This is a genomic window from Pseudarthrobacter sp. LT1, from assembly GCF_035621795.1.
Taxonomy (GTDB): Bacteria; Actinomycetota; Actinomycetes; order Actinomycetales; family Micrococcaceae; genus Arthrobacter.
This window is the reverse complement of the sequence record NZ_CP141830.1, coordinates 1,270,733-1,296,596: the sequence shown is the minus strand read 5'-3', so window position 1 is coordinate 1,296,596 and position 25,864 is coordinate 1,270,733. Positions and strand designations below refer to the sequence as shown.

The 25,864-nt window shown below is 67.5% G+C and carries 25 protein-coding genes; 13 read left to right on the top strand and 12 right to left on the bottom strand.

Features of this window, described 5'->3' with window-relative positions:
* Positions 1 to 147: 147 nt before the first annotated feature.
* Both VIK36_RS06210 and VIK36_RS06205 read left to right on the top strand, forming a co-directional pair.
* The gene (locus tag VIK36_RS06210; protein WP_324644520.1) at positions 148 to 1,116 is read left to right on the top strand and encodes a hypothetical protein; all 969 of its coding nucleotides are present in this window, start codon (positions 148 to 150) and stop codon (positions 1,114 to 1,116) included.
* Positions 1,100 to 1,273, top strand: a complete 174-nt coding sequence (locus VIK36_RS06205) for a hypothetical protein (RefSeq protein ID WP_324644519.1) — start codon at positions 1,100 to 1,102, stop codon at positions 1,271 to 1,273. The genes VIK36_RS06210 and VIK36_RS06205 overlap by 17 nt, the downstream gene beginning before the upstream one ends.
* A 121-nt stretch (positions 1,274 to 1,394) precedes the next feature.
* Here the strand turns inward: VIK36_RS06205 and purH are convergent, their stop codons facing one another.
* Positions 1,395 to 3,080 (bottom strand): bifunctional phosphoribosylaminoimidazolecarboxamide formyltransferase/IMP cyclohydrolase, encoded by a 1,686-nt coding sequence (purH, locus tag VIK36_RS06200; RefSeq protein WP_255174814.1) that lies wholly within the window; start codon positions 3,078 to 3,080, stop codon positions 1,395 to 1,397.
* 142 nt (positions 3,081 to 3,222) lie between these two features.
* Between purH and VIK36_RS06195 the strand changes: the two genes are divergently transcribed.
* Positions 3,223 to 4,575 (top strand): MFS transporter, encoded by a 1,353-nt coding sequence (locus tag VIK36_RS06195; RefSeq protein WP_255174813.1) that lies wholly within the window; start codon positions 3,223 to 3,225, stop codon positions 4,573 to 4,575.
* Between the two features lie 7 nt (positions 4,576 to 4,582).
* Here VIK36_RS06195 and purN read toward each other — a convergent pair whose 3' ends face one another.
* Positions 4,583 to 5,164: a phosphoribosylglycinamide formyltransferase gene (gene purN, locus VIK36_RS06190; RefSeq protein WP_255174812.1), complete on the bottom strand. Its 582-nt coding sequence runs from the start codon at positions 5,162 to 5,164 to the stop codon at positions 4,583 to 4,585.
* Between the two features lie 39 nt (positions 5,165 to 5,203).
* Here purN and VIK36_RS06185 point away from each other — a divergent pair, with 39 nt between their 5' ends.
* The gene (locus VIK36_RS06185; RefSeq protein WP_255174811.1) at positions 5,204 to 5,635 is read left to right on the top strand and encodes a hypothetical protein; all 432 of its coding nucleotides are present in this window, start codon (positions 5,204 to 5,206) and stop codon (positions 5,633 to 5,635) included.
* 13 nt (positions 5,636 to 5,648) lie between these two features.
* On the opposite strand, the gene VIK36_RS06180 is transcribed toward VIK36_RS06185, so the two are convergent.
* Together VIK36_RS06180 and VIK36_RS06175 are read right to left on the bottom strand one after the other, a co-directional pair.
* Positions 5,649 to 6,965, bottom strand: a complete 1,317-nt coding sequence (locus VIK36_RS06180) for a DUF6350 family protein (RefSeq protein WP_255174810.1) — start codon at positions 6,963 to 6,965, stop codon at positions 5,649 to 5,651.
* Between the two features lie 438 nt (positions 6,966 to 7,403).
* Entirely contained in the window at positions 7,404 to 8,261 is an 858-nt protein-coding gene (locus VIK36_RS06175; RefSeq protein WP_255174809.1) for a DUF2382 domain-containing protein, read from the bottom strand.
* 258 nt (positions 8,262 to 8,519) lie between these two features.
* On the opposite strand from VIK36_RS06175, the gene VIK36_RS06170 reads away from it, so the two are divergent.
* Together VIK36_RS06170 and VIK36_RS06165 are read left to right on the top strand one after the other, a co-directional pair.
* Positions 8,520 to 9,677, top strand: a complete 1,158-nt coding sequence (locus tag VIK36_RS06170; RefSeq protein ID WP_255174808.1) for a glycosyltransferase family 4 protein — start codon at positions 8,520 to 8,522, stop codon at positions 9,675 to 9,677.
* Positions 9,674 to 11,038 carry a UDP-glucose dehydrogenase family protein gene (locus VIK36_RS06165; protein WP_255174807.1) on the top strand — a complete coding sequence of 455 codons (1,365 nt, stop codon included), beginning with the start codon at positions 9,674 to 9,676 and terminating at the stop codon, positions 11,036 to 11,038. Before VIK36_RS06170 ends, VIK36_RS06165 begins: the two co-directional genes overlap by 4 nt.
* Before the next feature lie 3 nt (positions 11,039 to 11,041).
* Here the strand turns inward: VIK36_RS06165 and VIK36_RS06160 are convergent, their stop codons facing one another.
* On the bottom strand, positions 11,042 to 11,905 hold the full coding sequence (locus VIK36_RS06160) for an HAD family hydrolase (protein ID WP_324644518.1): 864 nt from the start codon (positions 11,903 to 11,905) through the stop codon (positions 11,042 to 11,044).
* Between the two features lie 199 nt (positions 11,906 to 12,104).
* On the opposite strand from VIK36_RS06160, the gene VIK36_RS06155 reads away from it, so the two are divergent.
* Positions 12,105 to 12,374: a GlsB/YeaQ/YmgE family stress response membrane protein gene (locus VIK36_RS06155; protein ID WP_043452229.1), complete on the top strand. Its 270-nt coding sequence runs from the start codon at positions 12,105 to 12,107 to the stop codon at positions 12,372 to 12,374.
* A gap of 213 nt (positions 12,375 to 12,587) precedes the next feature.
* Positions 12,588 to 14,663, top strand: coding sequence for a putative bifunctional diguanylate cyclase/phosphodiesterase (locus VIK36_RS06150; protein ID WP_255174805.1), 2,076 nt, complete (start codon positions 12,588 to 12,590; stop codon positions 14,661 to 14,663).
* A 16-nt stretch (positions 14,664 to 14,679) separates the two neighbouring features.
* On the opposite strand, the gene VIK36_RS06145 is transcribed toward VIK36_RS06150, so the two are convergent.
* The gene (locus VIK36_RS06145) at positions 14,680 to 15,075 is read right to left on the bottom strand and encodes a hypothetical protein (RefSeq protein WP_255174804.1); all 396 of its coding nucleotides are present in this window, start codon (positions 15,073 to 15,075) and stop codon (positions 14,680 to 14,682) included.
* A 222-nt stretch (positions 15,076 to 15,297) separates the two neighbouring features.
* Here VIK36_RS06145 and VIK36_RS06140 point away from each other — a divergent pair, with 222 nt between their 5' ends.
* Positions 15,298 to 15,852 carry a dihydrofolate reductase family protein gene (locus VIK36_RS06140; RefSeq protein ID WP_255174803.1) on the top strand — a complete coding sequence of 185 codons (555 nt, stop codon included), beginning with the start codon at positions 15,298 to 15,300 and terminating at the stop codon, positions 15,850 to 15,852.
* Here the strand turns inward: VIK36_RS06140 and VIK36_RS06135 are convergent.
* Positions 15,849 to 16,196, bottom strand: coding sequence for a DUF3846 domain-containing protein (locus VIK36_RS06135; RefSeq protein WP_324644517.1), 348 nt, complete (start codon positions 16,194 to 16,196; stop codon positions 15,849 to 15,851). The genes VIK36_RS06140 and VIK36_RS06135 overlap by 4 nt on opposite strands.
* A 55-nt stretch (positions 16,197 to 16,251) precedes the next feature.
* Entirely contained in the window at positions 16,252 to 17,208 is a 957-nt protein-coding gene (gene mmuM, locus VIK36_RS06130; protein WP_255174801.1) for a homocysteine S-methyltransferase, read from the bottom strand.
* A 100-nt stretch (positions 17,209 to 17,308) separates the two neighbouring features.
* On the opposite strand from mmuM, the gene VIK36_RS06125 reads away from it, so the two are divergent.
* Positions 17,309 to 18,070: an IclR family transcriptional regulator gene (locus VIK36_RS06125; protein ID WP_324644515.1), complete on the top strand. Its 762-nt coding sequence runs from the start codon at positions 17,309 to 17,311 to the stop codon at positions 18,068 to 18,070.
* Positions 18,071 to 18,073: 3 nt separating this feature from the next.
* Here the strand turns inward: VIK36_RS06125 and VIK36_RS06120 are convergent, their stop codons facing one another.
* Together VIK36_RS06120 and VIK36_RS06115 are read right to left on the bottom strand one after the other, a co-directional pair.
* On the bottom strand, positions 18,074 to 18,835 hold the full coding sequence (locus VIK36_RS06120; protein ID WP_324644514.1) for an IclR family transcriptional regulator: 762 nt from the start codon (positions 18,833 to 18,835) through the stop codon (positions 18,074 to 18,076).
* A 95-nt stretch (positions 18,836 to 18,930) separates the two neighbouring features.
* Positions 18,931 to 20,367, bottom strand: a complete 1,437-nt coding sequence (locus VIK36_RS06115) for an amino acid permease (RefSeq protein WP_324644512.1) — start codon at positions 20,365 to 20,367, stop codon at positions 18,931 to 18,933.
* A 209-nt stretch (positions 20,368 to 20,576) separates the two neighbouring features.
* Between VIK36_RS06115 and rlmC the strand changes: the two genes are divergently transcribed.
* Positions 20,577 to 21,704: a 23S rRNA (uracil(747)-C(5))-methyltransferase RlmC gene (rlmC, locus tag VIK36_RS06110; RefSeq protein ID WP_324644511.1), complete on the top strand. Its 1,128-nt coding sequence runs from the start codon at positions 20,577 to 20,579 to the stop codon at positions 21,702 to 21,704.
* A 21-nt stretch (positions 21,705 to 21,725) separates the two neighbouring features.
* Here the strand turns inward: rlmC and VIK36_RS06105 are convergent, their stop codons facing one another.
* Positions 21,726 to 22,346 carry an FMN-binding negative transcriptional regulator gene (locus VIK36_RS06105; protein WP_324644510.1) on the bottom strand — a complete coding sequence of 207 codons (621 nt, stop codon included), beginning with the start codon at positions 22,344 to 22,346 and terminating at the stop codon, positions 21,726 to 21,728.
* A gap of 20 nt (positions 22,347 to 22,366) precedes the next feature.
* Complete coding sequence (locus VIK36_RS06100; RefSeq protein ID WP_324644509.1) at positions 22,367 to 23,293, bottom strand: DMT family transporter; 927 nt, start codon at positions 23,291 to 23,293, stop codon at positions 22,367 to 22,369.
* Between VIK36_RS06100 and VIK36_RS06095 the strand changes: the two genes are divergently transcribed.
* Positions 23,292 to 24,704 carry a PLP-dependent aminotransferase family protein gene (locus tag VIK36_RS06095; protein WP_324644508.1) on the top strand — a complete coding sequence of 471 codons (1,413 nt, stop codon included), beginning with the start codon at positions 23,292 to 23,294 and terminating at the stop codon, positions 24,702 to 24,704. The genes VIK36_RS06100 and VIK36_RS06095 overlap by 2 nt on opposite strands.
* Before the next feature lie 136 nt (positions 24,705 to 24,840).
* A complete protein-coding gene (locus VIK36_RS06090) occupies positions 24,841 to 25,857 on the top strand; it encodes a DUF6454 family protein (RefSeq protein WP_324644507.1) in 1,017 nt (338 codons plus the stop codon).
* The last annotated feature ends 7 nt before the right edge of the window (positions 25,858 to 25,864 follow it).

Here is a 25,864-nt window from a genome sequence, read left to right as displayed (position 1 = left end):
CGTCGTCAACCAGAAGACAGCCGGGGCAGGGAAAGGGTCCTAAGCCGGTATTTGATATCTCACTACTGTGTACAAACTTGTCCCGTGGCGATAAATTCGCTAAGTCACTCCCGATCCAGGGCCAAACCCCGTTCAGACAGGACAACAATGACACGCACCAGGTCTCTGGCTTCCGGCCTCCTGACTTTCTCGGCTGCCGCCGTGCTGGCACTCACCTCGGCGGGCGGGGCCTCAGCCGCGCCGGCACCGTCGGATGGACATGAGGCACCGTCCGTGGCCGGCGTCACGCTCAATGCCGACGGCGCAGCGGACTACTGGACCCCGGAGCGTATGCAGAGCGCCGTTTCAGGTGACGCCCTGGCCGGCAAGGCGCTGGGCCGCGGCAACCGCTCCAGCGCCGCCCTTGTCGAGAAGGGCAAGCCTTCCTCCACCAAGGGGACCAAGGGCAAGCCCACCATTGCCCAGAGCGAGGATCCTGTCTCCCACATCGGCAAAGTCTTCTTCACCATGGGCGGCACCAACTATGTGTGCTCGGGCAACGCCGTCGCCTCGACCAACGGCAGCACCGTGGCTACCGCCGGTCACTGCGTGAACGAGGGCCCGGGCGCGTACGCCACCAACTTCGTCTTCGTGCCCGCCTACGACAACGGCGCGGCACCCTACGGCAAGTGGACCGCCAGGGCCCTGTACGCCCCCACCCAGTGGGCCTCCAACGGCGACATGACCTATGACACCGGCTTCGCCGTCGTGAATAAGGACAGCAACGGTGACCGGCTCACCGACGTTGTCGGCGGCTCTGGCACTGCCTTCAACCAGGCACGGGGCCTGACCTACACGTCGTACGGCTACCCGCAGGCCTCGCCGTTCAACGGCACGTCCCTGTTCAGCTGCACCGGTACGGCCACGGATGACCCCAACAACCCCCAGTTCGGTACCCAGGGCATCCCGTGCGACATGACGGGCGGTTCATCGGGCGGACCGTGGTTCATCGGCATCGGCTCAGACGGCGTACAGAACTCCATCAACAGCTATGGCTACAACGGCTCAGCTGTGATGTACGGCCCGTACTGGGGCAAAGTCATCCAGGCAACCTTCAACAGTGCAGCAAAGTCCTAAGGCACCTGATCCGAAGGAGGATCCCGTCAGCCACGTGGACCTGAACCAGTCCCCCGAGGAAGTCCTCGAGTACTGGACAGAGGAGCGGATGGCGGCGGCGAAGCCCCGGGAGATTCAGCTCCCGGAGCCCGGACCCGGCCCCGGCGACCAGGACTGAACCAGCACAACGACGACGGCGCCCGTCCCCTGCGAAGGGGACGGGCGCCGTTTCGTTTATCCGGGCCCACGCCGCCCGGGTTCCCAGGCCGAGCGCAGCGAGGTGAGGGCGGCGGTGGGGATCAGTGGAAGAAGTGGCGGGCTCCGGTGAAGTACATCGTGATGCCGGCGGCGTTCGCTGCCGCTATGACTTCCTCATCCCGGACGGAACCGCCCGGCTGCACCACGGCGCGGACGCCGGCGTCGATCAGGATCTGCAGCCCGTCGGCGAACGGGAAGAACGCGTCAGAGGCGGCCACGGCACCGCGGGCACGCTCTGGTGCGCCGCTCGCGTCCGCGTTGGAAGCGCCGCCGGCACCTTCGACGTCGGACTCCACCGTGACGCCCAGGGTGTTGGCCCGTTCCACGGCCAGGCGGCAGGAGTCCAGGCGGTTGACCTGGCCCATGCCGATGCCCACAGCGGCGCCGTTCTCTGCGAGGAGGATGGCGTTGGACTTCGCGGCCCGGCAGGCGGTCCAGGCGAAGGCAAGGTCCGCGAGGGTCTTCCCGTCCGCGGCTTCACCGGCGGCGAGGGTCCAGTTGGCGGGGTTGTCGCCGTCGGCGTCCACCTTGTCGCTGACCTGGACCAGCATGCCGCCGGAGACCTGGCGGAACTCCGTGGGGTAGCGGCCGTAGCCCTCGGGCAGGGCGAGCAGGCGGATGTTCTTCTTCTTGGAGAGGATCTCCACTGCCTCGGGCTCGAAGCCGGGGGCGATGACCACCTCGGTGAAGATGTCCTTGACGGTGTTCGCCATGCCGGCGGTAACGGTGCGGTTCGCGGCGATGACGCCACCGTACGCGGAGACCGGATCGCAGGCGTGGGCCTTGGCGTGGGCATCGGCAATGGGGTCCGCGGCGTCGGCGGACCCGACGGCCACACCGCACGGGTTGGCGTGCTTGATAATGGCGACGGCGGGCTCAGCGAAGTCGTAGGCGGCGCGCAGGGCGGCGTCGGCGTCAACGAAGTTGTTGTAGCTCATGGCCTTGCCGTGCAGCTGGTCCGCCTGGGCGATGCCCATCGGCGCAGCCTTGTCCACGTACAGGGCAGCCTGCTGGTGCGGGTTCTCGCCGTAGCGCAGGACCTCGGAACGCTCCAGGGACAGGCCGGCGTAGGCGGGCCAGTCGATGACGCCGTCGCCGTCCTCGTCCAGGAACTGGCTGGCGGTCCAGGTGGCCACCGCGTTGTCGTAGGCGGCGGTGTGGGCGAATGCCTTGGCGGCGAGGCGGCGGCGCGTCTTCAGGTCGAAGCCGCCGGCGGCGGCAGCCTCCACCACCTGGCCGTAGAAGGACGGATCCACCACGATGGCGACGGCGGCGTGGTTCTTCGCGGCCGAGCGCACCATGGCGGGGCCTCCGATGTCGATCTGCTCCACGACGTCATCCTGCGCGGCACCGGACTTGACCGTATCCACGAACGGGTAGAGGTTCACCACCACCAGGTCGAAGGCTTCGATGTCCATGCTGGCGAGGGTTTCCATGTGGGCCGGGACGCGGCGGTCCGCCAGGATTCCGCCGTGGACGCGCGGGTGCAGCGTCTTGACGCGGCCGTCCAGCATCTCGGGCGAACCGGTGACTTCCTCAACCTCCTGCACGGGAATGCCCGCGGCGGCGATCTTCTTGGCCGTGGAACCGGTGGAGACGAGCTTTACGCCCGCGGCGTGCAGGCCCGTTGCGAGCTCCTCCAGACCGGTTTTGTCGTAAACCGAGATCAGGGCCCGGCGGATGGGTACACGGTCAATGGATACGCGCTCATGCTGCGTGAAGCTCACAAATGTCTCCGTCTTATCTCGCGGAACAGGGCCGCGGTTGGTGGGGATAGGGCCAGTTTATCGCGAAGGCGCGGTTGGCCGGTGTGTCGGCCGGAGTGTGAACGCCGTGGGCGCGGGCTAGAGTTTTGAACAGGAGGCGGCGATGAACACTTACACCACTGTGCCCAGCGGCGAACAGGTGGTCCAGGAACTTCCCTGGCGATGGAAAGTCCAGGGCAGGATCTTCCTGATCGGGGGCCTCGGCTTCATGTTCGACGCCTGGGATGTGACCCTGAACGGCATCCTGATTCCATTGCTCTCCAAGCACTGGTCGCTCTCCGCCGGAGAGGCCGCCTGGGTGGGTACTGCGAACCTGATCGGCATGGCCCTGGGTGCCTTCATCTGGGGAACGATTGCGGACACCGTGGGCCGCAAGAAGGCCTTCACCGCCACCCTGCTGCTGTTCTCGGTGTTTACCGTCCTGGGCGCGTTCGCCCCCGACTTCATCTGGTTCTGCGTCTTCCGGTTCATGGCCGGGTTTGGCCTGGGTGGCTGCATTCCCGTGGATTACGCCCTGGTGGGTGAGTTCACCCCCCGGAAGCAGCGCGGCAAGGTGCTGACAGCCATGGACGGCTGGTGGCCCATCGGCGCAGCCCTGGCAGGGTTCGTCTCCGCCGGACTGGTGGCCCTCTACGGCGACTGGCGCCTGACCATGCTGGTGATGGTGCTTCCCGCCCTGCTGGTCTTCTGGATCCGGCGGAGCGTGCCGGAGTCGCCGCTGTTCCTGATCAGGAAGGGCCGGCGGGAGGAGGCCGCTACAATCATCGACGGGCTGGTGGAAGCCACCGGGGCGGAACCCCGCGCCTACAGCCTTCCCGATGCCCGGGACGTTCCACGGCTTTCCGCCGGCAGCGCCTGGACTCAGCTGCGCTCGGTGTGGCAGTTCAACTGGAAGATCACGGCTGCCGCCTGGGCCCTGTTCTTCAGCATCCTGCTGGTCTACTACCTGTCCCTGACGTGGATGCCGAGGATCCTTATCGGCGCCGGGTTCGCCGAATACAAGGCGTTCGTCACCACGGCGTCCATGGCCGCCGTCGGCTTCCTGGGCGTGGTGGTGGCGGCGCTCCTGGTGGAGCGGGTGGGGCGTAAATGGATCCTTGCCATCACCGGTCCGCTGTCCGCACTGACCCTGGTGATCGTGGCGTTCGTGGTGGACATCCCCACGGCCGCGGTGTTCTGGCTGCTGGTGTTCGGGTTCGTGGTGCAGGTGGCCATTCCGGTGCTCTATGCGTATGTCTCTGAGCTTTATCCCACCGAACTGCGCGGCACCGGGTTCGGCTGGGCGTCCACATTCTCGCGTCTCGGTGCGGGTTTTGGGCCGTTGATCTTTGCCAACTACTTCTGGCCGGAATTCGGGCTGGCCACATCCTTCGCCCTGGCCGGTGCCCTGGTGCTGGCCTCCGTGCTGTGGATGGCGTTCTTCTCCCCGGAAACCCGGCAGGCGCGCCTGCAGTAAACCCGCCCTAGGCGGCGGAGTACGCGGGGTCGGCGGCCAAGGCGGCCAGGGTGGAGACCAGCAGCCGGCGCTCAACCACCTTGATGCGCTCGTGCAGGGTTTCCTCGGTGTCGGTGTCCTCGATGGCCACGGCTTCCTGGGCAATGATGGGGCCAGTGTCCACGCCGGCGTCTGCCCAGTGCACGGTGCAGCCGGTGACCTTCACGCCGTATGCCATGGCATCGCGCACGCCGTGCGCACCGGGGAAGGCCGGGAGAAGGGCCGGGTGCGTGTTGAGGTATTTGCCCTGGAAAGCGTCGATGAACTCCGGGCTGACGATCCGCATGAACCCGGATGACACCACCACGTCCGGCTTGTAGGCGGCCACAGCCCGGGTCAGCGCTGCGTTCCAGTCTGCGCGGTCCGGGTAAGCCTTGAAGTCCACTACGAAGGTGGGGATCCCGGCGGCAGCGGAGCGCTCGACGCCGTAGGTTCCCTCGCGGTCCGCGCCCACCGCTGCGATGTCCACGTCGAGGTCCCCCGCCTTGACGGCGTCGATAACTGCCTGGAGATTGGACCCGGTTCCGGAAACGAGGACGACGATACGCATTGGTCCAGCTTAGGTGCAGGCTCGCGTACGCTGGAAAACATGAACAGCGAACCGGGCCGGAGCGGGCAGCAGCAGGTCAGGCCCCCGCTCAGCGAGGCGGCGAAAGCTTCCCTTGCCAAGACCCGCACCCTGTTCCGGATGTTCGTGGTCTCGGTCTTCGGATCGTTCTTCGTGTACCAGTTGGACGTCGGCTACCTGTGGCTGGCAACCGTGCTGACCGCCGCGGGCCTGGTCCTGGGGATAGTCCTGCTGGTCCGGTCAATCCGCCTTAAGGAATCAAGGCTGGTTCTCCTGGGCACCATTTCAGGGCTGGTGGTGGCCGCCGTCATGGTGCTGCTGATCGTCACCACCATGGTCCTGTTTGACCAAGTGCGCGAGTACCAGGCGTGCCTGGGCCGGGCGCTGACGGACCGGGCGACCCATGCGTGCATGGCGCAGTTCCAGGACGTCCTGCCCGCCAAGGTCCGCTAGCCGCGGCCTGGTCCTAGTGGACCAGCTCCGCATCGTGTTCCGCTGCCCCGGTCTTCTCCCGCTCCAGCCACGGTCCGGCAGCGTAACCGACAACGACGCCGATGCCTACCTCGGCAGCGACCCACAGGCCGGTCCACAGGGGGTCGGGCCCAATGGCCGTCAAGCGGCCAAGGCCGGCTGACCCCCTGGCGATCCAGGCCAGGGAGGCAGTCAGCAGGCCCGCCGCCACCCCCACGAGCACGCCGAGCACCAGCGTGGAGACGGCGGCGGTGAACCAGCGGGCGTGGACCTTGATGGCGAGCCATTCGTCGAAGTGGTTTTCGCCCTCCCGCAGGAACCACCATCCCGCCATGACACCTGCCAGCACCGGAACAACCAGGGCCACGAAGGCGTAGTCCAGGGACCCCGACGGGATGCCAGCCAGGACCGGTATGGACGGAAGCGGCCCGACGGCGGTGCCCAGCGCCCCGGCCTGGGAGCCTGCCCCCATGGCAAATCCGGCGCCGGACGTCCAGGCGAGGGCGAACACCACAAGGTTGGGCAGGAAGCCGAGCTGCGCGATGGTGAGGGCGGCACCTCCCACCGGGCCGGCGTCGAGCGCTTCATAAACGGAAACCACCAGGTTCCAGTGGATGAACAGGTCTGCCGCCAGCAGCACTGCGGCCAGGGTGAGGGCGGACAGCACGGCGACGGACCCTGCTTTGGCCGCGGATGCGAAGTACGATCCGGCCCAGCGTGAGTGCTGGCTGGTGCGCGAGATCCAGTCCACGGCGTCAACGCCGATCAGCCGGCTCCAGGACCCGGCCTCCCTCCGTGCGCCAATCACCATTCCCAGCCCGAACGGGACCAGGGGAACCAGCATGGCGAACCAGAGGTTGATGCCGACGTCGGTGCTGCGGCAGACGAACCCGGTGGCAGCGCCGAACGCTGCATACACTGCCCACGAGCCCAGCAGCGCTTGCCACAGCTGGTCCGTATAGGAGGCGCGGGCCAGCCGCCGGCCGGCGCGCCAGGCCAGGAGGAACGGGATGAGGGTCAGGCCCAGGGGAATCAGGCTCAGGATGCCGGACCCGCCGTGGGTGGCAGTCCCGGGTCCTGTGCCGGCAAGTTCCAGCGGCACCCCGTGGACCAGGAGCCAGGACTGCCCGGCCAGGCGGGCCAGGACTTCGAACTGCCCGTTTTGGAATCCCGCAGTGGCCCAGACAGCGACGATGGGCGCCACGACCACCAGGGCCGAAATGATGGCCGCCTGCGCCGCTTCAAGGGCACCCTGCAGCCATAACGGCATGGGTAGGCCACGGTCTCCGGTCTGATCAGCGCGCAGTTTCATCGTGTTCCATGGTGTCACGCCGGGCGTGCCGGACCCGCGAACGACAGGCTCCAGGGCGGCACTGATCACCAATCAAGTGCCCCGGCGTGCGGCGCTTTTTGCCCTGCCCCGCCGTAAAATTGGTAGAAACCAAAACCCGCCGCCCCGCTGAGGGCATGGTGCGATTTCTGCTGGCTGCCGGACGTGGACGCTGCCAGCCGTGTACCCGGATACCGTCAACCGGGAAAACAGGAGCCGCGAATGAGAGATGAACCGTAAGTTCTGAAGATATTCGTCCTACTGGCTGGTGCAGCCACCGCTTCCGGCGCGGCTGCACCAGCGTTTTAAACGGCAGCGGCGCCGGGAGCCCCCAAGGTAGCTCCCGGCGCCGTTCACCGTGTCAGGGCTGCTGATTCAATCAGCCCGCCCGCGGGACGGGGGCCGAAGCCCCCGCGCCGGTCAGCGGCGGTGATCGCCGTCTGTTTCGATGTTCTCCTTGCGGACTTCCTCGTTGACCGTGACGTCGTCGCGGACAACGTCCTTGTCCAGCCGGACCCGCTCCACCGGAACAGCTTCCTTCTCAACGACGGGGCGCTCCTCGTGGAGGATCACTTCGTGTTCTTCCTCGCTGATGTCAGGTCCGCCGAGGGCGGCACCGCGGTTTGCGTCGGTGATGGGCTCACGCTCAATCCGGACTTCTTCGCGCTCCACCGGGATGGTCTTGGTGACGTTTTCGGTGGTGACGTACTTGCGCAACCGTACCCGGCCGGTGGCCTCACGCTCCTTGCCCACGTGCAGCCTCTCCTCGGACCGCGTCATGGCGTCGTCCGTGGTGGGACCGGAGGTGTCGTGGCCAACGGCTCCCCGGGCATCCGTGTCGCGGTCGTAGGTGTCGCGGTCGGATGTGATGCCTGCCGTGGGGGTGCCGGCGTTCAGGTCGGCGTCGCCCTGCAGGTCAACATCCCTGTCGGTGCCGGTCCGGGCCTCGGTGTAGGTCCGTGCGCCACGGTCGTAGTACGTGTACAGCCGGTCCTCTTCCTCTGGGGTGAGGTGACCGTCTGCGTCCACGCGGGGAGCATCCTTGACGTGTTCCTTGGTGTAAGGCACCACCAGGTCGTCGCCCTGGTGGTGGGCGCCCTCGACCGGAATGAACGACTCCGAAGTTCCGAAAAGGCCGGTCTTGACCGTGACCCATGTGGGCTCACCCGTGTCGTCGTCTGCGTACAACTGTCCGATCGAACCGATCTTGGTGCCATCGGAACCGACGACGTTGCCGCCCTTGGTGAGCAGGTTTTCAAGATTTTCCCTGTTGAGCATGACTCTCCTTGGATGTGTCTTTGCACTGGGTCTGCCAGCAATGGATGTCCTGGCGCGGGTTGTCCCCGACGTCTGGCTTCCGCCCCGGCTGCTTGAGGCTTTGCGCTGACCGCCCCACTACCGTAAGCATGCTTAGCATCAGATGCCAAGCCTACTTACTAAATAATTTGAAACTCAGGGGCAGTTGTTCATCCGGCCTTTTCCTTCGGGTAACGCTTTCTCCCCCGCCATTTCAAGGAAGGCGCCCACGGTTGAAGGGTGCGGATCGCAATTGTTGCCGAATCTTTTTTGCCGTTGATGAACGGTGTCACCCACTCCATCCTGCGGGTCCTGGACCACCTTCAGGAGCGCGGCGATGAGGTTCTGGTCCTCGCGCCCTCCGGACATGACGGGGAGGCCGGGGACCGCGTCAAGGGGGCGGAGGTGCACAGGCTGCCCGCGGTCCCGCTGGCGGGCTATGCGAACGTGCGGGTGGCGCTGGGAGGGGTGTACCGGGTCAAGCGAATCCTTGCCGAGTACGCGCCCGATGTGGTCCACCTTGCCTCGCCGTTCGTGCTGGGCTGGCGTGCCGCGCAGGCTGCGCACCAGCTGGGCATCCCCATCGTGGCCATCTATCAGACCGAAGTTCCGAGCTACGCCGCCCGGTACGGCGTGCCCTTCCTGGAGAACTGGGCCTGGAACCGGGTGGAGAACATCCACTTACTGGCAACACGCACCCTGGCGCCCTCCACGTTCGCGCTGAACCAGTTGCGCGGCCGGGGCATCCCTCGGGTACGGATGTGGCGGCGCGGTGTGGACACCGCCCGGTTTTCGCCGGAAAAGCGCGACGACGGGTGGCGGGCTTCAGTGGCCCCGGGCGGGGAACGGATCATCGGCTACGTGGGCAGGCTGGCGGTCGAAAAGCAGGTGGAAGACCTTGCCGCCCTCGCCGGCATTCCCAACACCAGGCTGGTGGTTGTGGGCGACGGCCCGCAGCGGGCAGCCCTTGAGGCGGCCTTACCCGGGGCGGCGTTTACCGGCTTCCTGGGCGGTGATGACCTGGCACGGGCGGTGGCATCGTTCGACCTGTTCGTCCATCCCGGCGAGTTCGAAACCTTCTGCCAGACCATCCAGGAGGCCATGGCATCGGGCGTACCCGTGGTGGCCACGGGCCGGGGCGGCCCGTTGGATCTGGTGGAGAACTCGCGCACCGGATGGCTCTACGAACCGGGCGACTTGTCCGCCTTGCGGGCCCGGGTGCAGGACCTCGTGGGCGACGACGCCAAACGGCGGGCATTTGCGGCCGCAGCACACGCCTCGGTCCAGGACAGAACCTGGCCCGCGCTCTGCACGGAACTGGTGCAGCACTACGCGGACGTCATCGCGGGGGCGGCCGCACCCGCACAGAAGGTTTCAAAGGCAGGAGCATCATCATGAAGATATCCGTGATCGGCTGCGGCTACCTGGGCGCGGTCCACGCAGCAACCCTGGCCTCCATGGGCCACACCGTGGTGGGCATCGACGTCGACCCCGGAAAGGTGGCGCAGCTGGCACAGGGTGCCGCACCGTTCCACGAACCTGGACTGGATGAACTGCTGGAGCACGGCCGCGCCACCGGACGGCTGCGCTTCTCCACCGATCCCGCCGGGGCAGGGGACGCACAGGTGCACTTTTTGTGCGTGGGGACGCCGCAGGACAGGACGTCCGACGCCGCCGACCTCACCTTCCTGGTCTCCGCCGCGGCGGCCTTGCTGCCGCACCTGGCCGCGGGCGCCGTCGTCGTCGGTAAATCCACGGTGCCCGTTGGCACCGTGGACATGCTCCAGGACGTCCTGGCCGCACGGCCTGATGTGCTGCTCGGCTGGAATCCGGAGTTCCTCCGGCAGGGCACCGCCGTCAAAGACTCCTTGGTCCCGGACCGGCTGGTCTACGGCGTGGACGGCGGCCGGGCCGCCGCCTTCCACCCCGCCACCGGCGCGCCCCTGGGGGTGGCGGCGGCCCTGGACGCTGTCTATGAGCCGCTGCTGGCTGCCGGGATCCCGCGCCTGGTCTGCAACTTCGCCACGGCAGAACTCATCAAGTCGGCCGCGAACGCGTACCTGGCAACCAAGGTCAGCTTCATCAACGCCGTCGCTGGACTGTGCGATGCCGCGGGTGCTGATGTCACCGAACTCAGCGAGGCGATGGGGCTGGATCCGCGGATCGGTGGCCGGTACCTGCACGCGGGGCTTGGTTTCGGCGGCGGTTGCCTGCCCAAGGACATCCGCAGCTTCCGCACCCAGGCCGCCGCCCTCGGCGTGCCCGCGGTGGAGGACTGGATGCGGCTGGTGGATGCGGTGAACCTGGGCCAGCGGGAACGTACGGTGCGCCTGGCGGCGGAACTGTGTGGCGGGATGCTCGCCGGGCGTTCCATCACCGTGCTGGGTGCCTCCTTCAAACCGGATACCGACGACATCCGCGACTCCCCTGCACTGGATGTTGCGGACCGGCTGGCCGCCGCCGGTGCCCATGTGACCGTCACGGACCCCAAAGCAGTGAACCTTGCGTGGCGCCGCTACCCACGCCTGCGCTTCGAGGCCTCCGCGGCGCGGGCGCTCCAGGACGCCGAGCTGGTGCTGCTCCTCACCGAATGGGACGAGTACCGGCGGCTGTGCCCCTCCTCGGCCGGGCAGCAGGTACGACGCCGGGTGGTCCTGGACGCGCGCAATGTGCTGGATGCTGCGGCCTGGCAGGAACAGGGCTGGGTGGTGCGCGGGCTCGGGACCACCGCGGGTGCCCTGGCGGCGGCCGCATACTGAGGCTTAGCCCAGGAGCCCCAGCTCGGCGAAGGCCAGCGCAACGCCGCCACCGGCCGGCGCGGCAGTAACCCTGTCCGCTACGGCAAGAACGGAGGGATGGCCTCCTTCCACGGCGATACCCACGCCCGCGTACTCAAGCATCTCGACGTCATTGGCACTGTCGCCGATGGCCACGATGTCTGCCCGGTCCAGGCCGAGCCGGGCCTCCACCACCTGGATACCCACGGCCTTATGGGTGCCCGCCATGTAGATCTCCCCGGCACGCTCGCCCAGCGCCGACAGCGAACTGGGAATCAGCCCCACCCCGGGGCCGAAGGTTTCCATCAGGCGGCTCAGCGGCACCGGTGAATCGAAGCAGGAGATTTTGGCGTAGGACGTGGCGCGGAGGTCGTCGCTGTACTGCATGGGCCCCAGGATGTCCTCGAGCGGATCAACATCCGTGCTGAGGACGCCGTCATGCTGCGGCCGGCCGGCAAAGATGGGCCCAAGGACCTCCCGCAGCCGCCGGTCCACGCCCGTGCGGCCATGCAGGGCCTCCGGCGCTTCCAGGATGTAGGCGGCACCGTGCGCGTCGAGCGTTTCGACGATGCGTGCCGCCAACTCCGGCTCAAAGCGGGTGTCCTTGAGGACTTCACCGCTGACCTCCACCCTGGCACCGGCTCCGGTAATGGTGCCGTCGAATCCTGCCTCGAGGATGTGCCCGGGCACCATGGACAGGGGACGTCCGGTGCAGACGAACACCAGGTGGCCCCGCTTCCGGGCGGTCCGGACGGCGTCCACATGGACCTCCGGAGCAAGCCCGTGATCGGCGTAGGTGCCGTCGATGTCAAGGAATATGGCTCGCGGCCGCTGGGTGTGGCTGGACATGCCGGAGCTCCTTCACCAGATGCAGGGACATCCAATCCTAGCTGCAGCCGCTTTACCGGCGGAGAAAAATTTCCCGAATTCGGGTCAAACTGACAGTCATCCTGTGATATTGAAAGCCTTGCAGAGTAGTAAGCCTGCTGATTGAATGAGGGAACCGGAAATGGGGGCCCGGTACAACTTACTGACAAGGAGTGGCAACATGGGCATTATTGGATTTCTCATTTTGGGCCTGATTGCTGGAGCCATTGCAAAGGCCATCCTGCCGGGACGCCAAGGCGGCGGCTGGGTGATCACGATGGTCCTCGGCGTCGTTGGGGCCATCCTGGGCGGCTGGATCGGATCACTGATCTTCGGCGGCGGACTGGCCGAATTCTTCGACATCAGGACGTGGCTGCTGGCCATCCTCGGCTCGATCATCGTGCTGCTGATCTACGGCGCCGTCACCAACCGCAGCGGCCGCCGGGTGTAGCCGCTTTCCCATATTCATCAGTAAGAGGCGCCGGACCCCATTGTGGGGTCCGGCGCTTTTTACGTCCGGGGCCAGGTTTTTGCTGGACCAACATGAAGTTAGGGTGACCGGCCCAATTTCCCCCTGCGGCCTTTATGATTGCGAAGGGGTGGTGTGATGACCGGTTTTTCGGGCCGTGACAACAATGTGGCATTACAAACTTTTGGCGGTGTCATGGACGCAAGTCCGGATGCGCTTATGGCCCTGGCTGCGGACGGCACCGTCCTGGCGGTAAACGCGGCAGCGGCACGGCTGTTTGGCCTGCCCCGGGACGCCTTCGCAGGCCTGGACCACCGGCTTCTGATCGGCGAGGGCTTCCGCGACGACGTGGCCCACCTGCTGCACCAGCTCCTCACCCACCCGGAAGAGCATCCACCGCCGCTGGAAATCAGCGCCCTGCGCGGGGACGGAACCGAGGTCCCCGTTGAACTGGCCGTGGCCGTCCTCCCCGGGCAGGACCCGGCCGGCGCACGGCTGCTGCTTTCGGCCCGCGGCACTGCGCACCGCAAGACGGCCGACGCCAACCTCCGCGAGGCCATGTCCCTGCTGACGGCCACCCTTGAATCAACCGCAGACGGCATCCTGGTCATCGCCACCGACGGCAGCGTGGCCGGATTCAACGACCAGTTCCTCACCATGTGGGGCATCCCTCCCGAGATGATGGAGGCCGACAGCGAGGAGCCGGCGCTCCGGCTGGTCATGGCGCAGATCGCAGATCCAGTGCCCTTCGTCGCGCGCCTGGGCGAAGTCCAGGAGGACCCGGCAGGCGAAAGCCACGACGTGGTGGAACTCCGCGACGGCCGCACCCTGGAGCGCTATTCCCGCCCGCAACGCGTGGGCGAGAAAATTGTGGGCCGCGTATGGAGCTTCCGCGACGTGACGCCGCGGCGGAGAGCTCAGGAGCAGGCACAGCAGGCCATGATGGACCTCGCCGTGCAGGCTGAGAAGCTGCGCGCCATGGCCTTCCAGGACCCGCTGACCGGGCTCGCCAACCGGGCCGTCTTCAACGATGCCCTGGCCGAATCCCTGCAGGAACCGCGGCTGAAGACGGTGGATGTCCTGCTCCTGGACCTCGACGACTTCAAGGAAGTCAACGATATCCTTGGCCACCAGGCGGGCGACGACATGCTCATCGAGGTGGCACGCCGGCTCCGCGGCTGCGTTCCCACGGCCGACGTCGTGGCCCGGCTGGGCGGCGACGAGTTTGTGGTGCTCCTGACTGCCTGCCCCGACGCCGACGCAATCGCGGCGTGCATTGTGCGCTGCCTGCACGTCCCGGTGACTATCGGCGGCACCGTCCTCCGCCCCAGCCTGAGCCTGGGGCTCGCCTCCCTGGGCCAGGACAGCGTGGGCCCTTCCGAACTGCTGCGGCATGCGGACATCGCGATGTACGCCGCCAAGGCCGCCGGCAAGAACCGGTTCCTGCGGTTCCACCCGGACATGATGCAGGCGCTGGTGCAGCGGACGCACATGGAAAGCGGGCTCCAGCTGGCCGTGCCCCGCGGTGAAATCACCGTGGACTTCCAGCCGATCGTCTCGCACCGCATGGGGCAGGTGGTCCAAATGGAGGCGCTGGCCAGGTGGGACCGGGGCGGCGAGCGGATACCGCCGTCGATCTTTATCCCACTCGCCGAGCGCACCGGGCTGATCGGCGAGATCGGGGCCGAGGTGATGGCCACCGGAATGGTGCAGCTGGCACAGTGGCTCAGCGGGGATCCGTCACGGTCCCTGGCCGTGAACGTCTCCGGCGTGCAACTGCAGGAACCCGATTTCGCCGGGAACGTCCTGCGACTGGCGGAAGCCAGCGGTGTAGCGCCTTACCAGCTGGTCGTGGAAGTTACCGAGAGCGTATTCTTCGACGCCGACTGCAGCCTGATCCAGCAGCTCAGCGCACTGCGGGACGCGGGTGCCCGGGTGGCACTGGATGACTTTGGCACCGGCTACTCCTCGCTGGGCCGGCTGCAGGACCTGCCCGTGGACACCGTCAAGATCGACAAGACCTTCGTGTCCATGGTGCGGACCGGCAATGAGCGCCTGCCCATCCTCAGCTCCATGATCAACATGGCGCACAGCCTGGGCCTGACCGTGACGGCGGAGGGCATCGAGACGGCGGCGCAGGCGGACTACCTGACGGCGCTGGAGTGCGATTCACTGCAGGGGTACATGTTCTCGCTGCCGGAACCCGGCGACAGGCTGCACCAGGCTTTGCACCACGCGGAAGAGGCCCTCAACGCGCTGAAAGGCAGGTAGCCGGAAGACTCCGGGGTCAGGCTGCTTCCTGGCGGCCCGGGCGCTGCGGCTTGGCCGGCGCGGGCTGGGAGTTCTGGGACTGGGAAGCCTGGGGCTGGGCGGGCTGGCCCGATTCCCCGGCACCGGCAGGAACGTTGACCGTGCCGGCGGCCGCGGAGGGGGCCGGGACGGCAGCACGGTTGCGGCGCCAGCGCCGCACCAGGTCGGCGGCGGCCAGCAGTCCCGCGAGGGGCGTCAGCACAGCTGCGGCGTAGACGAACAGCATCCAGGTCAGGGTGGTCAACGGCGGCTGGTTGTTGTTGAGCAGCGACAGCCCGCCCAGCATGGCGACAACCCAGAACAGCAGGACGGCAGACAGCACGGCGCCGGCAGGGAAATACTGGTTGGTCACGACTTTTTTCAGGGTTTCCATGCACTTCCTCCTGCCTGGCCGGGGGACGGCGAAAGCCGTTCACTCACCAGTATGGGGCCCGGCAGGTTCGAAACTGCGCAAGACAACACGGCGAGTGATGAAGCTAACGTGACTGCCGGCGTCGTCCGGATCCGGGGGCCGAAACGACCGGCCCAAAACCCTTCCCGCACAGGACTTGGCCGAATACCGTAAGGCCTGTCCGCATATTATCTGGAGGCTCCCATGCGCAAAGTCACTGCCGGCCTGTTCCACTCCGTGGATGGGGTGGTGTCCGAACCTTTCAAGTTCCAGTTCGACAGCTTCGACGAGGAGCTCGGTACGGGCCTGGCCAGGATGATCAACACCGTGGACACCGTCATCCTGGGCCGCGTGAGCTACCAGGAGTGGGCGGATTACTGGCCCACCGCCCCGCAGGACCAGGACTTTGCCGCGTTCATCAACCCCGTGGAGAAGTTCGTTGCATCGCACACGCTGACGGGACCGCTGGAATGGCAGAACTCGCGGGTGATGGACGCGCCGCTGACGGAGTTCGTGGGCGCGTTAAGGGAACGCGACGGCGGGGAAATCGCCGTGTGCGGAAGCATCTCCGTGGTGCGGCAGCTGCTGTTCGCCGGTCTGCTGGACTCGCTGCAGCTGATGACCCACCCGGTGATCGCCGGCAGCGGCCGCCGGCTGTTCGAGGACGGCGACCCACTGACCCGCCTGGTGCTGCAGGACCAGTCGGCAACCAGCAAGGGCAACGTGCTAAGCACCTACGGGGTACGCGCCAGGGATTAGGCGGCTAATGCTCCGAAAAGCTCCTCCACGAGCCGCTCCAGGTGCTCGGGGAGGTCTGCCTCGGTGCCGTGTTCGCCACGGCCCAGGAACACTGCGGTGCCGCGGATCCCGTCAAGGTCCAGGCCGCATTCGTGCATCAGCTGCCCCGCGCGGAAGTTGACCGGCAGGAGCCTCGTGACGCTTTCCGCGTTGAGGTAGACATGCCAGTCGCCGCGGATCACCGATTCCAGCGGGCCGCCCACCAGGGCTTCAAGGGCCTTCAGGTCCGCGTCCACCTGCTCCAGGCGGATGGGCTCGGCATTGCCGGCCGGTATGACAAGTGCTGTGTAAGTTCTGGTGTCCATTGTTCGCTTCTCCACTGGGTTTAACACCCGTGGAGGCGGCAGTGTTCCCGGAACGCTACGCCTGCGCGGCCAATGCGGCGATGTCCCGGGGAGTGGTCCGGCAGCAGCCGCCCAGGATGCGTGCGCCCGCCTGCTGCCATTCACCGGCACCGGCGGCAAGGCCTGCAGGCGCCCCTCCCCCGGCCGAGCCGCCGTACCCTCCGCTTGCCTGGCTCCACGTCTTGGTTGCGGAATCGTAGGTCTCCCCCGAATTCGGGTAGGCCACCAGGGGTATCTCCGTGTGCAGGCGCAGGGCGGCGAGCGCCGGGCCTACCAGGTCAAGGGGCACGCAGTTCACTCCGACCGCCGCAACGTGCGGGTGCCCGTTCACGCGTTGCGCCACATCGGCCAGCGGCGTGCCGTCGCTGATGTGGCCGCCGTCGCGGAGGGAAAAGGAAAACCAGGTGTCGACGCCGTGTTCCCGGCTGAGTGCCAGCAGGGCCTCCGCCTCGGCGAAGGAGGGCAGCGTCTCGAAGGCGAGGAAGTCCACGCCGGCCTTGACCAGTGCCGCTACGCGGGGAGCATGGAACTCCTCGAACTCGCCGGGGGCGAGGCTGTAGTCCCCCCGGTATTCCGAGCCGTCCGCGAGGTAGGCGCCGTACGGGCCCACGGAGCCCCCCACCAGCAGCGGCCCGGCGTCCGGATGCTCCATCAGGTGCTCCCGCCGGGCTTCATCCGCCAGCCGTACGGACAGTGCAACCAGGTCAAGGGCTTCCTCCTCAGCCATGCCCCGTGCCGCAAACCCCCGGGGCGTTGCCTGGTAGCTGGCCGTGGTGGCGATGTTCGCCCCCGCCGCGAAGTAGTCGCGGTGCACGTCCCGGATAAGCCCGGGCTGCTCGAGCAGGACCTTGGCCGACCACAGAGGGTCGTCCAGGTTGCAGCCGCGCGCCTCCAGCTCGGTGGCCAGGGCGCCGTCGGCAATCAGGGTGCGACCGGATTCCAGTGCGGCGGAGAGGGAAGAAATGGGAGGCATAAGTTCACTATAGGCATGGGCTCATGCTTTTACTGAGTGTTACCGGCACCAGCAACCGGCCACACCGGAGGGCCCCTTTCGGATCGCTAGACTCACTTTTATGTCGAAGACCTCCAGCATGGGCCGCGGAATCCAGGCCCTGCTTGCCGTTGGGGAACGCCACGCACGGGGGTTTCCCGGCGGCAGCGCTGCCGAGGTCGCCGCCGATCTGGACCGGGACCGGAGCCAGGTGTCCCGCAGCCTGCGGACCGGCGGACAGGAAGGCTTCCTGGCCCGCACTGCGGCGCGCACCTACGTCCTGGACTGGTCGGTCTACACCGACGCGCAGCTCCTGACCGAACGCCGACTCCAGGCCGACGGCGCCGCCGCCCTGGACGCCCTGGCCGCCGGGACCAATGAGGCGTGCTTCCTTGGAGTGCTGCGCGGCGACAGCACGGTGACCATCGGTGAGAGCGTCCCGGCCGGCAGCAACCTGGTGGGTTCATGGCTGGGCCGCCCTTATCCTGCCTACTGCAGTGACGCCGGCCAGGCGGTCCTGTGGGAAGCACCGGAAGAGGATGTCCGGAGCGTGTTTTCAAAGGTCGCATTCACGCGCCACGGCCCCAACACGCCTGCAGGCGTGGATGAGTTCCTGGTGCGGCGGGAAACCGCGCGCGCCCGCGGATACTCGATCGTGGATGAAGAAGCCGAGCCCGGGCTGTACTCCCTGGCCGTACCGGTCCGCGACTTCAAAGGCGACGTGGTGGCGGCCCTGCAGATCGTGGGCATCAAGGACCGGCTGGAACCGCGGCGGGAATCATGCGCAGCTGCCCTGGTGGCCCAGGGATCCTGGCTCGAGTCGACGCTCGGCTACCGGAGCTGAGTGTCAGGTTTCGGCTGCACCGAGGCGCGTGGCGGCGGACGAAAGCACAGCTGCCGCCGTGGCGAAATCAGCCCCGAACTCTCCCCGGCTGCCCAGCACGCTGAGCGCCCCCATGATGGAACCGCCGGCGTCCCGCACGGGCACGGCCAGCTCCACCACGCCGTGCTCCAACTCCTCCTCGGCGGCGATGAAGCCGGCAGTGCGGTCCCGCACCAGCAGGTCCCAGATGCCGTCGGTGGTGTGGGCAGCGCCCGGTCCGCCGATGCCGATGTAATTCACGTCCGCGAGCAGGTCCGCCAGGGCGGACCGGTCGAAGTCCCACAGCAGGGCCCTCCCGGCGCCGGTGCACCAGACGGGCGTGACCATGCCGGGCACCACGAAACTGCCGGGCACGGCTTCATTGCTCGAGGCGCGGAGCAGGATGACCCGGTACCCGTCGCGGATCGAAAGCCGTGCCCGCACTCCAAGCCCGGCAACCAGCTCCTCGAGCAGCGGCTTCGCCTCCCGGACCCAGCCCGTGTTCAAGGCGGAGGCCAGGCTGAAGAAGCGGGGGCCTGTCCGGAATGGTCCGCGGTCAAAGCGTTCCAGCAGTTCCAGGCCGCACAGCTCCTGGGCCAGGCGCGACACCCGGCTTTGTTCCATGCCGAGCTCCGCGGCGAGCTGGGAAACGCCCAGCGGCGCCTGCCCCCGCTTTTCCCGTTCCACCACGTGCCGCAGGATCCGCAGTCCCTGCGCCATCGAGGACGCCTCGGCGGTTGATTCCACGCTTTCCTGCCCTCCCGGCTGCTGACAACGGCCCCATTGTTCCACGGGCGCTGCTCGTTCCACCCGCGGCGCTGCCGTCGTCGTCCGTGCCCTGCCTACCGGCCTGCCCGCGCGGCGCTGCGTCCGTGCCGGAAGTGGAAGTAGGCGTAGCAGGCGCCGACGAAGGGGATGCCGAAGTAGAGCGCCGCCGCCTGGGCCGGGTCAAGCGCGATGCCGACCAGGGAGATGACGCAGAGGGAGAACGCGAGGATGGGGACCAGCGGGAACAGGGGCGCCCGGTAGGCGAGGGTGGAGAGGTCGCCCCCGTCGCGGATGAAGGCACGGCGGTGGAAGTAGTGCGAGGCGGTGATGGACATCCACACCCCCACCACGGCGAAGCCTGCCACGGAGACGAGGACCAGGTACACCGTTTCCGGGGCCACCACGCTGCTGAGCAGGGAAGCGAGGCCGCCCACCATGCTCACGGAGAGCGCAACCAGGGGGATGCCCCGGCGGCTCAGCTTCTTCAGGGCCTGTGGTGCCTGCCCTTCGTCGGCCAGTGAATACAGCATCCGGGCGCAGGAGTAGAGGCCGCTGTTTCCGGCGGACAGCAGGGCCGTGATGATGACGAAGTTCATGATGTCCGCGGCGAACGGCACGCCGATGGCGGAAAAGACAGTGACGAACGGGCTCTCGTCCAGCCCCACTTCCGTGTAGGGGATGGTGGCGGCGATAACGGTAATGGCGCCCACGAAGAAGATCAGCAGCCGGATCACGGTGGTGCGCATGGCCTTGGGAATGGCGGTTGCGGGGTCCTTGGTTTCACCGGCGGCGACGCCGATGAGTTCCGACCCGGAGAAGGCATAGAAGACGGCCAGGACCGTGACCAGGATGCCGGTGAATCCGTTGGGGAAGAGCCCCGATTCCGTGGCGAAGTTCTGGAGCAGGAGCGGGTGGTTGCCGCCGCTGCTGAGCGGATGGAAGCCGAACAGCGCCGCCCCGCCCAGGACGATCAGGCCGATGATGGCGGCCACCTTAACGATGGCGAACCAGAACTCGGCCTCGCCGAAGAACCGGGAGGAGACGGCGTTGAAGCCAAAGAGGATGGCGGCAAAGACCAGGCACCATACCCACACGTCGACGTCGGGGAACCAGCGCTGCATGAGGAGCCCGGACGCGGTGAACTCTGAGCCGATGGCCACGGCCCAGCACAGCCAGTACAGCCAGGCCGTGGCGAACCCCGTGGCCGGTCCGATGGAGCGGGCTGCGTAGATATGGAAGGCGCCGGACACGGGATAGGCGATGGCGAGTTCGCCCAGGCATGCCATGACCAGGTACACCACGAAGGCGCCCACCAGGTACGCGATGACGGCGCCAAGCGGGCCGGCCTGGGAGATGGTGTAGCCCGAGCTGACGAAGAGGCCGGAGCCGATCACCCCACCCATGGCGATCATGACCAGATGGCGCGGCCCCATGGAACGGCGGAGGGCGGACTCCACGGGCTGCGGCGCCGCAGGCCGTGGATCGAGGGTGAGCGGGGGTGTGGGTTCCACGGGTCTCCAAACGAAGAAATGCACGGTGTCAGTGCCGAAAGTAGCACGGCTGCCGAATTTAGCAGCATCAAAAGCATGGAAGCATGCTCATATTGCACGGAGTTACGTTTGGAGCCCCGATGGAAGGTACGACGGCGGCACATGGCCGGGTGCCGCCGTCGCGCCTTCCCGTCCTGGCCGGGAAGGCGACCGGGTAAACTTGTGCAGTCATGCGCTGTTCCTACTTTGATGCCGGCACCTGCCGCTCCTGCACCCAGATGGGCAGGCCGTACGGCGAACAGCTCGCCGGCAAGCAGCTGCACTGCCAGGGCCTCCTGTCCGACCACGCCTCGCTGGAGTGGCTGGAGCCCGTGGCCAGCCAGGAGTCCGGCTTCCGCAACAAGGCCAAGATGGTGATCGGCGGGACGGCGCAGAACCCCACCATCGGAATCCTCGACGCCGACGGCCACGGCGTGGACCTGCGCAAGTGCGGCGTCTGCTCCCCCGGCCTGCGGGCCGTCTTCCCGGTGCTGGCCACCTACATCCGCCGCCTCCGCCTGACCCCCTACGACGTTCCACGCCGGACCGGTGAACTCAAACACGTCATCATCACCGAATCCCCGGCAGGTGACGTGATGCTCCGCCTGGTGCTTCGATCGGAACAGGTGCTGCCGCGGATCCGGAAGCACCTTCCGGAGCTCCTGGCCGACCTGCCGCAGGTCAAGGTGGTCTCCGTCAACCTGCTTCCGGAGCACAAGGCCGTACTCGAAGGCGACCGCGAGATCCTGCTGACGGAGCAGTCCACCCTGGAGATGCGGGTCAATGACATCAACCTGCACCTGAGGCCCCAGAGCTTCTTCCAGACCAACACCGGCATGGCCGCGGCCCTGTACCGGCAGGGGCGCGAGTGGGTCAACGAACTGGCGCCGGGCTCGGTGTGGGACCTGTACTGCGGCGTGGGCGGCTTCGCCCTGCACAGCGCTGCCCCGTCCCGGACGGTTACCGGCATTGAAGCCAGCAGCGAGGCCATCGTCTCGGCGCGGCTCAGCAGTGACGAGGCAGGCCTGGCGGGCATGGAGTTCCACGCCGGGGACGCCACCGCGTTCGCCCTCGCCGCGGAGCAGTCGCCGGAACTGGTGATCGTGAACCCGCCGCGGCGCGGCATCGGCAAGGAGCTGTGCGGCTGGCTGGAGTCCTCGGACGTGCAGCACGTGGTGTACTCCAGCTGCAACGCCCAGTCGCTGGCCCGCGACCTGGCCGCGCTCCCGTCCTTCACTGCACGGCGGGCACGGGTCCTGGACATGTTCCCGCAGACCACGCACTACGAGGTGATGGTGCTCCTGGAACGGACAGCCTAGCGCCCGCCTGATTCCCGGGACTCAGGGGCGGACGCGTTCGACGGCGGCCGCTCCGGCTTCCCGCCCGTCGGCCCGGAGGCCCGCCGCCACCCCCGCGGCGTCGGCATCGGAGCGGTTCTGGCTCAGTTTCTCCTTCGCTTCGATCCTGGTGATCACCAGTTCCACGCCCACGATCGCGCGCAGCTGCCCGGCGATGAACTTCTCCGGGGCGTCGTCCACAGTCCACGGATCCTGCCGGCCGCCCTCGTGCAGGCCGGTCAGGTGCCGCACATGCCGTGCCAGCCAGCCGGCGTCGTCATGGACCACCAGCTCGCCGTAGACGTGGGCGGTGCTGTAGTTCCAGGTGGGGACAACGCGGCCATGCTCTGCTTTGGCGGGATACCACGACGGCGAGATGTAGTCATCCGGGCCCTGGATGATGGCGAGCGCCTCCGCGGTGGGAGCGCTGGACCACTGCGGGTTGTTCCGCGCCATGTGCGCCTGCAGTGCGCCATGCTCCCCCACCGCAGGGTTGAACGCGACGGGCAGCAGCGTTGCCAGCAGGCCGCCGTCGGTCATGGTGACGAGATTGGCGGCACCGGCGTGTGCCAGGAGGTTCCGGATGGCGCCGGGCCGGGCGGCGAAGTGGGCGGGAATGTACATGGGAGTGGCCTTTCGTGCGGCTAGGAGGTTGGTTTGAGCCGGATGCGGACGGCCGCGGCGGCGCAGAGGATGACGGCGAGGGCGCCCGCCACCGTGGTCCAGGTCAGTGCCTCGCCCAAAAGGAGCGCGGCCCAGCAGATGCTCATTACCGGCTGCAGCAGCTGGATCTGGCTCACCTGTGCCATGGGGCCGGTGGCCAGCCCGCGGTACCAGGCGAAGAAGCCAAGGAACATGCTGACCACTGCCAGATAGCCGAACGCGGCCCATTGGGCGGGAGTGGCCGACGGCGGCTGGCCCTGGACGGAGACAACGGCCAGGACCAGCATTGCCGGCGCGGCGAGGACCAGCGCCCAGGTGATGGTTTGCCAGGAGCCCAGTTCGCGGGCCAGCAGGCCACCCTCCGCGTACCCCACCGCAGCGCAGGCAACGGCGCCCAGCAGCAGGAGGTCCGCCCAGTGCAACTGTCCCGCTCCCCCGGACTGCAGGACGGCAAAGGTTATGGCTGCCAGGGAGCCAAGCACCGTCACGGCCCAGAAGAGGGCCGGTGGCCGCTCGCCTGTGCGCAGCACGGCCACGGTGGCCGTGGCGGCGGGCAGGAGTGCGATGACCACGGCGCCGTGCCCGGCGGGCACGGCGGTGAGGGCGTAGGAAGTAAGCAGCGGAAAGCCGGCGACGACGCCGCCGGCTACGAGCGCCAGGCGCAGCCAGGTCCCTGGATGGGGCAGCCGCTGGCGGGTGATGGCGAGCGCTGCGGCGGCAAGGGCAGCGGCCACCACGGCCCGGCCGGAACCGATGAACAGCGGCGGGATCGCGGCCACGGCCACGCGGGTGAAGGGAACGGTGAAGGAGAAGGCCGCGACGCCCAGCAGGCCCCACCAGATCCCGGTGGACGGCCGGGGCAGTATCAGTGGGCCATCAAGGACAGTAGCGCTACTATGTTCTTTCATGAACAACGATAGCAGTTCACGGATCGCGACGGCACTCCGGCAATGGCTTGCGGGAGCGGCGCCCGGCGCCAAACTGCCGTCGACCCGCTCGCTGGTGGCCGAGTACCAGGCGAGCCCGGTGACGGTCCAGAAGGCCCTGCAGGCGCTGGCCTCGCAGGGCCTGATCGAAAGCCGGCCCGGCGTCGGGACGTTTGTCCGTGCCGTCCGCACCGCACGCCCGTCGGACTATGGCTGGCAGACCGCAGCGCTGCGCTCGCCGTCATCTCCGCTGCCGCCGTCGTCGGGCACCATGCGCAGTGTCCCCGGCGAGGCCATCTGGTTCCACTCCGGCTACCCGGACCGCGAGCTGTTGCCGGAACGGCTGGTCCGGTCCGCGCTGGCCCGCGCCGCCCGCGGCGACGCCGCCCTGTCCCGGCCGCCCGCCGCCGGCATGCCCGAACTGCAGCAGTGGTTCGCCCAGGAGCTGGGCTCGGCAACCCCGGTGGGAATTACGCCCCCAACGCCAAACGACGTCATCGTCCTGCCGGGCAGCCAAAGCGGACTCAGCTCCATCTTCCGCGCACTGGTGGGCGCGGGACAGCCTCTGCTCATGGAGTCGCCGTCGTATTGGGGTGCCATCCTGGCCGCCGCCCAGACCGGGGTGCGGGTGGTCCCGGTGCCCACGGGGCCCGATGGCCCGGACCCCGCCGACGTGGACCGTGCCTTTGCCGAGACCGGGGCCCGGGCGTTCTACGTGCAGCCTAACTATGCGAATCCCACCGGGGCGCAGTGGGCGGCGGGCCGGGGCGACGAGATCCTCGACATTGCCCGCCGGCGTGGCGCTTTCCTGGTGGAGGATGACTGGGCCCACGATTTCGGCATCACCTCGAACCCCGTCCCGTTGGCCACGCAGGATGATTCCGGCCATGTGGTCTACATCAGGTCGTTGACCAAGAGCGTGTCCACGGCCATCCGCATTGCCGCCGTGATCGTGCGCGGGCCGGCGCGGGAACGCATCCTGGGCCACCGCGCCGCTGAGTCAATGTATGTCAGCGGACTCCTGCAGGCAGCGGCGTTGGACGTGGTGACGCAACCCGGATGGCAGACCCACCTGCGCAGCCTCCGCCAGCAACTGCAGTCCCGCCGGGACCTGCTGGCCGCCAGCATCCGGGAGCACGTTCCGCAGGCACACCTCGACAACCTGCCAAGGGGCGGACTGAACCTGTGGCTGCGGCTGCCGGACACCACGGACCTTCCACGGCTGGTGCGTGACTGCGGGGACGCCGGCGTGATCATCGCCGCCGGCACCGAGTGGTTTCCCGCCGAGCCCGCCGGCGCGTTCATCCGCCTCAACTACTCAGGACCGAACCCCGGCGCCTACCCGGAAGGTGCCCGCATCATCGGAGAGGCGCTCGCGCGCAACAGCCGTTAGGGTGCCGGGGCAGCCGCCGGCGCCAACCGGTCAGTCCTGCGACAGCGGCAGTTCACCGTTCCGCCATTCCCGGTTCATTACCCATTAGTAACTTGAGAGCTCCTGTTGAGACCCCAACCTTAAGAGGCCCCCCACCATGAGCCCCAAACCCAACCGGCGTGCCCTGGCACTGGCCGCCTCCCTCATCGTTGCCGCCTGCGCGGCCGGCGGAACCGCCGCAGCACAGGCCACCGTCCCGGCGCAGGGCACCAGTCCCGCAGCCGGAACCCACCATGACACGGACACTGACCTGGCCACCGCGTTCGACTCCGTCACCCGCAACACCGCCTGGCAGCAAACGTCCAGGCTGAAGCTGAACTTCCCCACTTACCACACCGAGGGAATCGCCTACAGCCAGGACCACATCTTCCTCTCGGCCGTGCAGATCCTCGAACCCACCGTCAAGTACCCCACTCCCCAGGGCGGGTACGACCGCACGCCCGGCAAAGGCATCGGCCACCTGTTTGTCATGGACAAGGCCGGCAACCTTCAAAAGGACATCATCCTGGGCGAGGGCGACATGTACCACCCGGGCGGCATCGACTTCGACGGCACCAACGTGTGGGTTCCGGTAGCCCAGTACCGGCCGGACAGCAGCGCCATCATCTACAAGGTGGACGCACAGACCCTGGACGTGCACAAGCAGTTTGAGGTCAAAGACCACTTCGGCGGCATCGTCCTGGACAAGCAGACCGGACACCTCGTGGGCAACACCTGGGGTTCCCGTCGGTTCGCCGAATGGGACCTCCAGGGCAAGGAGCTGTCCACCTGGGAGAACCCGAACTACTTCATCGACTACCAGGACTGCCAGTACGTCCCCAATGCCAGGATGCTCTGCGCCGGAGTGACCAACCTTCCGCAGACTCCGTCCGCCGGCGGGACAGCAGCCACCTATGAACAGGGCGGCATGGCAATGATCGACCTGAAATCCCATCAGGTGACACGTGAGGTCCCGTTCCAGCAGTGGTCCACTGCCGGGCACGTGGCCACCCGCAACCCGTTCAAAATGACCGCCGACGGCAACCACCTGAGCATGACGGTGGCCCCCGACAACGGCGACGAAGGCAATGGCACCGAGATCCTCACCTACGAGGCCGACGCCACCTCCAAGTAGCACCCCC